Genomic DNA, 7,999 nt, shown 5'->3' on the forward strand with positions numbered 1-7,999 from the left:
TCAAGCATATCGTGTTCTAACGGCAATGTAGCATCCTGATGTTGCAGCTTGGCAATAATAGCTGCTTTTTGGTCAGGGCGAACTTCGGCTATCACGTGCTGAATTCCCACTTCGTGAGCAATGGCAGTAGCTGTTGAGCGGTTGTCGCCTGTTACCATCACCACAGTTAATCCCATAGCTTGCAAGGCTCGAATAGCCCCTGCTGAGGAGGGTTTTACCGCATCAGTAATACCAAAAATAGCAGCAATTGTGTGCTCAACAGCTAACCACACGACTGTTTTACCCAGCGATTCCCACTGATGTGCTTGAGATGCCAGACCGGTAGTATCAATACCCAGAGTCTGTAGCCAGCGAGCAGTGCCTAGGTATACCCACTGGCCGTTAACTTGGGCCTGGGTACCACTACCCGCGATCGCTTGAAAGTGTTGAGCTTCAACTATGTCCACACCTTGTGTACGAGCATACTGCACGATCGCTTCCCCTAAGGGATGCTCGGAGTAGCGTTCAACTGCTGCGGATAGCTGTAACAGGGCTAGCTCGTTACCATGAGCAGTGCCGTTCACCGTCAAGAAGTTAGTAACCGTAGGCTTGCCTTCAGTAATGGTGCCAGTTTTGTCTAGCACAATTGTCTTGAGGTTATGGGCTAGTTCTAGACTCTCAGCACTTTTAATCAGAATGCCGTGTTCCGCTCCCTTACCTGTGCCTACCATGATGGATGTAGGAGTTGCTAACCCTAAAGCACAGGGACAGGCAATGATTAGTACAGCGATGGTGTTGTTTAAGGCCAAGGTGAAGTTATAGGTCAGGCCATACCAAAGGACGCAAGTCACGAAAGCGATCGCCAACACCACAGGCACAAACCACCCGGTAACCCGATCAGCAAGGCGCTGGATGGGGGCTTTGCTACCCTGAGCCTGCTTAACAAGCTGTATAATCTGTGACAGCACAGTATCCTTGCCTACGCGGGTAGCACGAAGGGTAAAACTCCCGCTTTTGTTAAGGGTGGCACCAATGACTTCATCGCCTGGATGTTTATCTACGGGCACACTTTCTCCTGTCACCATGGCCTCATCCACTGTAGAGGAGCCATCCAATACCACGCCATCAACGGGAATCTTTTCCCCAGGCCGCACTCGCACTACATCCCCTAGTCTGACTTCAGCAATTGCTACATCCATTTCACCCTCTGGGCGAATCACCCGGGCCGTTTTGGCTTGTAGACCAATTAACTTGCGCATGGCCACTGAAGTTTGGCGTTTGGCACGGATTTCTAGCAATCGTCCTAGCAAGATTAAGGTGATGATCACAGCAACGGTTTCGTAGTAGACATCTGCGCTGAGTCCTTGGCTAGTGAACAGGTAGGGAAACAAAGTCGCCACGAGGGAGTAGAGGTAAGCAGCACCTGTACCGATCGCCACCAACGTATCCATCGTTGCAAGTCTGTAGCGCCACGCCTTTGCTGCATTGATGTAAAACGTCGCCCCGCACCAACCTTGCACTGGCAGGGTTAGCACTAGTTGTAACCAAGGATTGTGGAGCCAACTGGGAACTAGCGGCACGTGCAAGCCAGTCATGGCAGGCAAAGAGCCAAACACAAGCAGACTGCTGATTATGCCCCCAACCCAGACTTTGCGCTGAAGGGTTTGCAACTCTTGCTGATAATGATGGCGACTGGCTTCATCATCCTCTGCTTCGTCCTCTGGCTGCCAGGGATGAGCCACATAGCCACGATCGGCAATCGCAGCTTGAATAGCAGCAACGCTAGTTTGGTTAGCATCAAAGGTAACCGTAGCCTCAGCCATGCCGAAATTCACATAGCACTGACTCACGCCAGGAATATTACGAATAGCAGCATCAATGGCATGGGCACAGGATGCACAACTCATGCCGTCCAGCTTAAAGGTTTGGCTTAGCATCAGTTATCAGGCAGATAAAAATCTACAAGACTTCAATGGTAGCAACTGACCATGACGGATTCTTCATGTTGTGGCTACAGAAAGCTTGTAGTAAGGACTTAAATTCTTACTACGAACTACTTAAGGACTTAAGTCCTTACTACGAACTAACAGTTGGTATTACGAACCAGTATAGTTGGTATTATAGTCGTTCTAATTTAGCTTGGAACAGTTGGCTCTACTCCAACCCTTCTCCCAGAGCGGGTAGGCGGGCCTAAATGTTTCTTTCTAGTCTGGAATGACTACACTACGAACTAAGGGGTTATGTAACTAGCTTTTAGAGAATTGGCACTTTGGAGAATTGACACCATGAGACTCTAGATGCTTTAGATTATCTTTAGGCTGCAACTGGTTGCCGGATGCGTCGCCAAAGTTGACGATACTGCTCGATAGTTACATCTGTTAATGGCAGTAGCGGTTCACTGTGATCCAAAATCTCAGCAGCAGGAGACAATAGAGGTTCTGTGGTGAGGCTAGTTGGTAGCGATGTGATATCCAACTCAGGGATAATGGGCGAGGTTGTGCCACTGAGAAGGGATAGTTGTGGGGCCACTCCTGACTCCCAGCAAAAATCAATCCACTGGTTGAGAATATCCTGAGTAATCGAATTGAGTTGACTGTCTGCTGGACGTACCCATAAGTTTGCCCACAGGGCCGTTCCAGATGCAGGAATCACTGCTCCATACAGGCGTTTGTCAGGCCCATGGGCTGCTCGATCGGTGCGTAACAAGGGCAAAATATCTGTGGACCACCCTACGGCTACTGCTGTATCGCCCAAGATCAGTGGTTCTAAGTAATTGCTAGAACTATAAAGCTTAGCCTGCCGGTTCAGTGCTACTAGTTGAGCTTCCAAGTCGTTAACGGCTGTGAGGTCAGCCGTGTTGTAAGACTGACCTAGACGCTTTAAGGCTAAGCCAATCACTTCACGAGCATTGTCTGGCAGAGAGATCCAGCCCTGCAACTCTGGTCGCCATAGGTCAGCCCAATCCTGGGGTGGTAGCCAGCCTTCCTGCCCAAAGCGATCGGCTCGGTAGGCAATCACCGTCGTGCCCCATCCGTAGGGAGCTGCCCAGACTTGACCATCAGAACTTGGCTTGCCCTGGTTATCACGGGTAACTAACTCTCGCCAACGGTTGGGGAGCTTCTCCCACTGTGACCAAGCAGAGGGTTGTAAGGGTTGAATCAAGCCCTGCCGGATTGCCGTTGCTAACCAATAATCTCCCATGGTTACCAAATCCACCAAGGGAGAGGGTTGTTGCTGGGGTAAAAAGGGGAGTCTGCGTCCTTGGGATGGCTGCATTTTCTGAGACTTTAGGGCCTGCAACAGAGCAAACAAATCAGATAGTGTACTCTCTGGTTTAACAACCAGTACAGATGACGAGCCTTGACTGGTCATGGAATAGCGATCGCGGAACCGCTTTACCATCTGCACAGGAATGCTTCCCTTCAGAATTCGCACGTGTACTGTTGACCCCGGATCAGTAGCACAGCCAGCCAATAGGCTAGACGTTGCTAGCATCCCTGCACCCATTACCAGCGATCGCCGTGTTATGCCCATACTGCCCTTAACCCTACAATCATGCTCTCACCCCTGTTTATGCTCAACCCCAAACCCAATTAGGGTAATGTCTGTAGGAGTCTGCTGGTCTGTTTCAGGACGACGATAAGTAACGATTGTTCGCAATCGTGTGTTTGGTGAGATTAAGCGCATCTGGTCAACCGCAACAGAACGCCGATAGTAGGTAGTCATTTCCAAGGTTTGGCGTGTAATTTGGTAGGTAAACCGCCCTGCAATTGCTCCCTGCTCTGAATAACCTTCATCCCGCAGATAAAAGCCTTGAATCAAATCTCCAGATAGATCAAGGGGCATCTGAGCTGCCAGGGGTAACACTGTTGGGGATGGTAACCTACTGCTGCGCACAATCGTATCAGGCACAAATAGTGCCCGCAGTTGCATCGAGACAGTTTCACCTGTTTCTGAGCGAGTGTCGAAGGCGATGGCAAAACCGGGCATGGTACGGTCGCCATCGCTGTCTAGCTCCAGCGCATCACCACTACCCGTTGCCAAGACCTGTTGACGCTCTGCTGGAGTCAGTGCTGTCACTCGATACTCCGTGTACGATCGCTCCAACTTGCCCTCTGGTAGGTAGTGGTAAATGCGCTCAGTCGTCCAAAACCCTGCACAGGCAGTGAAAAACTCATCGAAGCTTAGCATGGATATTCCACGACAACTCTCTTCACGATATCACCATCCTAGTGCATTATTTCTGTGCAATTGGGCGTAACTGCTGCACTACTCCAACAAGCTCCGTAGCATCCATGCTGTCTTTTCGTGCACTTGCATCCGCTGGGTCAACAAATCTGCCGTTGGCTCATCGTTCACCGCATCTACTAGGGGAAAGATAGACCGAGCCGTCTTGACAACCGCTTCTTGTCCAGCTATCAGTTGGCGAATCATCTCTTCGGCTGGAGGCACTCCAGGTGTTTCTGGAATCGAGCTGAGTTCAGCATAGTCTCGATAGGTACCAGGAGCAGGAAAGCCTAGGGAGCGAATCCGCTCTGCAATCTGATCAACAGCAAGCGCTAGCTCTGTGTATTGAGCTTCAAACATCAGGTGCAAGGTCTGGAACATGGGACCAGTCACATTCCAGTGGAAATTGTGAGTTTTAAGATACAGCGTGTAGGTATCAGCAAGTAAGCGAGACAAGCCATCGGCAATATTTTTACGATCGGCTTCCGCAATCCCAATATCAATAGTCAATGGTTGAGTAGCCATAGCATTAACCTCCGTAGTAGATGGTATTTAACTAGCCACTTTAGGCACCCAACTAAGCTAAGTGCTTCATGAGTACCGATCGTGGCGCACGACGAACACGACATCGAATAGTCTCATGGCCCAATCGGGCGCAGGCTTCATAGCGATGACAGCCAGAAAAGCCATAATACCGACCTTCCACTTCTAAAACCTCGATTGGTTCCCGTAGCCCCTCTACCGCAATCGACTCCATAAGAGCAGCCACTTTCTCTGGATTATTCTGACGATATAGGGGACGATGAATCTGGTTCAAGGGAATGTCTTGTATTCTGGCCATAGAGTCTATACTACTTAACCCTACTTCTAAATCATACTCGTTATGAGTACGAGTTGCAAGTCACCCATGTGGATTTACAACAGGCTAAATTGCTATCGAGTTGCACTCCTATTACTCAAGCGCACGATCGTAGCGTGGCGACACGATCGTGCATCCTTGCTAGCAGCGGCTTTGGCCTTTTACACCACTTTTTCCCTAGCGCCATTACTCGTGATTGGAATCAGCATCGCTAGTCTCATTTTTAATCAGGAAACAGTGCAGCAGAGTGTGCTGGAGCAAATTCAACTGGCGATCGGTCGCGAAGGGGCAGTTACTGTGCAAGCTATGATCTCAGCCCAACTTCGAGAGCGCTCTGGGCTGATCCCAACCGTTACCAGTATTGCCGTGATGGTGTTTGGTGCATCTATTGTTTTCACGCAACTGCAAGAGTCCCTCAATCTAATCTGGAAGGCCGATGCCAACTGGGGCATCATTCGCGGCTTCTTGCTAGGACGCATGAATGCCTTTCTCATGGCAGTGAGTACTGGTCTGCTAATGCTGTGTGCTCTAGTGCTCAGCACAGGGCTAACGGTACTGGCTCGGACTGTGGGCAGCATTGTTCCAGGAGCGATCGCGATTGTAAAAATACTTGACCCCCTAGTTTCAGTAGGACTGATTGCCATTGCCTTTGCTGCCATCTACAAAGTAGTGCCCCATGTCAAAATCAAATGGGGGGATGTATGGCTAGGTGCAATCATTACCGCCATGCTCTTTAATCTAGGTAAACTTCTGATTAGTCTGTATCTAACCCGCAGTGGTCTCAGCTCTGCCTACGGTGCTGCTGGATCCCTAGTTGCCATCCTCACGTGGGTCTATTACTCAGCACAGATCTTGTTATTCGGTGCAGAATTTACCAAAATCTATGCCCATACTCATGGTTCACATCGTCCATCCCTATCAACGGGTAAATGAGCTGTTCTGTAATATCGTCTAGTCAACCATCCTGGCCAGCTAATGGCACTCATCAGGTAAGGTCAAGGATACGATGGCAGTTGCAACTCCTAGTAAGAGTGTAAGTCCTTACTATAGAAGGTCATAACTCACCCAGGTATTCCTAGATATTGACCCATGAAGAATGGTGTAGATATCCGGTGCGCTCTGAAGAGTTGTTGATTAGATTAGTACTGAGCTATCACCATTGAGCCAAGCTTAACCATGTTTAACCCTACTAAACTTCTACTAGAGGCGTTTGTTCCAGAGTTCACGGCTGGATTTTATACCACTTATGGTGGCCAAAAGCCTGACTATGCGGAAATTATGGGCTGGGTTGGCAACATGGCGTTGGAGAATATTGCCAACAGCGATGCACTATACCACAACGTGGAACACACGATATTCGTCACGCTTGTGGGGCAAGAAATTTTGAGGGGCAAGCATATCCGGGAAGGTGGTGTTAGCTGTGAAGATTGGCTGCACTTTGCAATTTCTCTTGTTTGCCATGACATTGGCTATGTTAAGGGTGTATGCAGTCAAGACAACATCGAGCGTCGAATTTATGCCACGGGTAGGGGAGATGAGACGATCGAATTACCAAAGGGATCAACTGATGCGAGTTTGACTCACTACCATGTCGATCGAGGCAAACTCTTTATCCAAGAACGGTTTGGTGGACATCCATTAATTGTCTCCGACATCATTAAAGCCAATATAGAACTGACACGCTTCCCGGTACCCAAAGATGGTGACCATGACGACACCGTTAACTATCCTGGCCTAGTGCGTGCGGCTGACTTGATCGGACAGCTTAGTGACCCACGCTATCTTCAGAAAATTCCAGCGTTGTTCTACGAATTTGAAGAAACTGGCATCAACAAAGAACTGGGGTATCGCCATCCAGACGATCTGCGCGTAAACTATCCTCGCTTTTATTGGAATAGCGTTTATCCTTACATTCGAGATGCCCTAGGCTACTTAAAACTTACTCAAGAAGGGAAGCAAATCATCGCCAACCTCTATGCCCACGTCTTTGAAGTTGAACACGAAGTAGACACTAAGTTTTTTGTCTCAGCACCACTAAAGCCTAGTGCTAACTAAAACTTAACCACATCTTAACCTACTCATTAAGCTTTCCTTTACATAGTTCATTACGCTAGTGGATGAGCCTTATCGGTATAGTGAGCAACTCGTTTATCTCCAAACGTTGAAGGCTAGTGGCTGAGGAATGCGATTGCGTTGCAAGACCTGTCTTGCAGGTCAAGGGGTTGGTGTAAGCCACGTTTCATAGCATGTCAATGATTTTGCTGCTATGGGGCTTGCATCGTTGCTTAATGGTGTACGTTGCAAGTCTAGGTTAGTCCTGAGTTAGTAGTTGCTTAACCTATACACCCGTTAGGGGAGCGGCTCTGTAGAGATTGTGGTGCATTCTGATGTTGATTCGATAGTTGCCCATTGGTGGTTAGACGTTGCGTGAACTAGTTATCTGTGCACATGGGTAGGAGCAGATTCTTAGCAGTGCTCACGTCATCTAGAGTTCAGTAGTGGCAAATTCTATGCATGGACTGCGCCCAGATTCAACGATGCAAGAGCTAACACCAGAAGGCCTTCAAGTGGACTCAGCTTGGGTGGCAACAGATCTCGTCAAGACGTTCAATCGACAGTGGGGTAACCGTCTAGCAGATTTAATGGCTCACTGCGATCGCGAGAGAGTTGCTGTAGGCGAGCTAGATCTAGAGAGCAACAATGCAAATTTGACTGAAACTATCGAGTTGTCTATGAACACTTTGCAAGTACTCCGTGTAGTCACATTGTTGACCAGGATAATTTTTAACCAAGTACCTTACATTTGGTGCTGCAATGATAACGATTATGTTCAAGGTTGAAACGATATCGACAATGCTATTGCAGATTCCTAATGGCCGTCTTACCAAAACAAGCCGGGGGGTTGCATCAAGCACCTGCTTATCAACTGTTACT

8 protein-coding genes are annotated in these 7,999 nt (G+C 48.7%); 3 read left to right on the forward strand and 5 right to left on the reverse strand.

The features are described 5' to 3' along the window. The 5 genes from NZ772_09375 to NZ772_09395 form a co-directional block, all read right to left on the reverse strand. Positions 1-1,916: heavy metal translocating P-type ATPase (locus tag NZ772_09375; GenBank protein MCS6813763.1), on the reverse strand; the 1,916-nt coding region annotated here is incomplete at its 3' end. Between the two features lie 376 nt (positions 1,917-2,292). Continuing rightward, positions 2,293-3,513, reverse strand: a complete 1,221-nt coding sequence (locus NZ772_09380) for an extracellular solute-binding protein (protein MCS6813764.1) — start codon at positions 3,511-3,513, stop codon at positions 2,293-2,295. A gap of 27 nt (positions 3,514-3,540) precedes the next feature. Further along, positions 3,541-4,170 carry a phycobiliprotein lyase gene (locus NZ772_09385; protein MCS6813765.1) on the reverse strand — a complete coding sequence of 210 codons (630 nt, stop codon included), beginning with the start codon at positions 4,168-4,170 and terminating at the stop codon, positions 3,541-3,543. A 78-nt stretch (positions 4,171-4,248) separates the two neighbouring features. Next, positions 4,249-4,731: a DNA starvation/stationary phase protection protein gene (locus NZ772_09390; protein ID MCS6813766.1), complete on the reverse strand. Its 483-nt coding sequence runs from the start codon at positions 4,729-4,731 to the stop codon at positions 4,249-4,251. 52 nt (positions 4,732-4,783) lie between these two features. Continuing rightward, a complete protein-coding gene (locus NZ772_09395; GenBank protein MCS6813767.1) occupies positions 4,784-5,047 on the reverse strand; it encodes a sulfiredoxin in 264 nt (87 codons plus the stop codon). A 66-nt stretch (positions 5,048-5,113) separates the two neighbouring features. On the opposite strand from NZ772_09395, the gene NZ772_09400 reads away from it, so the two are divergent. The 3 genes from NZ772_09400 to NZ772_09410 all read left to right on the forward strand — a co-directional run bounded on the left by NZ772_09400 (position 5,114) and on the right by NZ772_09410 (position 7,905). Next, positions 5,114-5,998: a YihY/virulence factor BrkB family protein gene (locus NZ772_09400; protein ID MCS6813768.1), complete on the forward strand. Its 885-nt coding sequence runs from the start codon at positions 5,114-5,116 to the stop codon at positions 5,996-5,998. 243 nt (positions 5,999-6,241) lie between these two features. Then, entirely contained in the window at positions 6,242-7,120 is an 879-nt protein-coding gene (locus tag NZ772_09405) for a metal-dependent phosphohydrolase (GenBank protein ID MCS6813769.1), read from the forward strand. Between the two features lie 443 nt (positions 7,121-7,563). Then, positions 7,564-7,905: a hypothetical protein gene (locus tag NZ772_09410; GenBank protein ID MCS6813770.1), complete on the forward strand. Its 342-nt coding sequence runs from the start codon at positions 7,564-7,566 to the stop codon at positions 7,903-7,905. Positions 7,906-7,999 lie beyond the last annotated feature (94 nt).

It is taken from the genome of Cyanobacteriota bacterium (genome assembly GCA_025054735.1).
In the GTDB taxonomy this organism is placed as follows: domain Bacteria; phylum Cyanobacteriota; class Cyanobacteriia; order SKYG9; family SKYG9; genus SKYG9.

Bases quoted from the DNA above. Each gene is read 5' to 3' on its own strand.
- NZ772_09380 (MCS6813764.1), bottom strand. From the start codon at position 3,513: ATGGGCATAACACGGCGATCGCTGGTAATGGGTGCAGGGATGCTAGCA.
- NZ772_09385 (MCS6813765.1), bottom strand. From the start codon at position 4,170: ATGCTAAGCTTCGATGAGTTTTTCACTGCCTGTGCAGGGTTTTGGACG.
- NZ772_09390 (MCS6813766.1), bottom strand. From the start codon at position 4,731: ATGGCTACTCAACCATTGACTATTGATATTGGGATTGCGGAAGCCGAT.
- NZ772_09395 (MCS6813767.1), bottom strand. From the start codon at position 5,047: ATGGCCAGAATACAAGACATTCCCTTGAACCAGATTCATCGTCCCCTA.
- NZ772_09400 (MCS6813768.1), top strand. From the start codon at position 5,114: ATGTGGATTTACAACAGGCTAAATTGCTATCGAGTTGCACTCCTATTA.
- NZ772_09405 (MCS6813769.1), top strand. From the start codon at position 6,242: ATGTTTAACCCTACTAAACTTCTACTAGAGGCGTTTGTTCCAGAGTTC.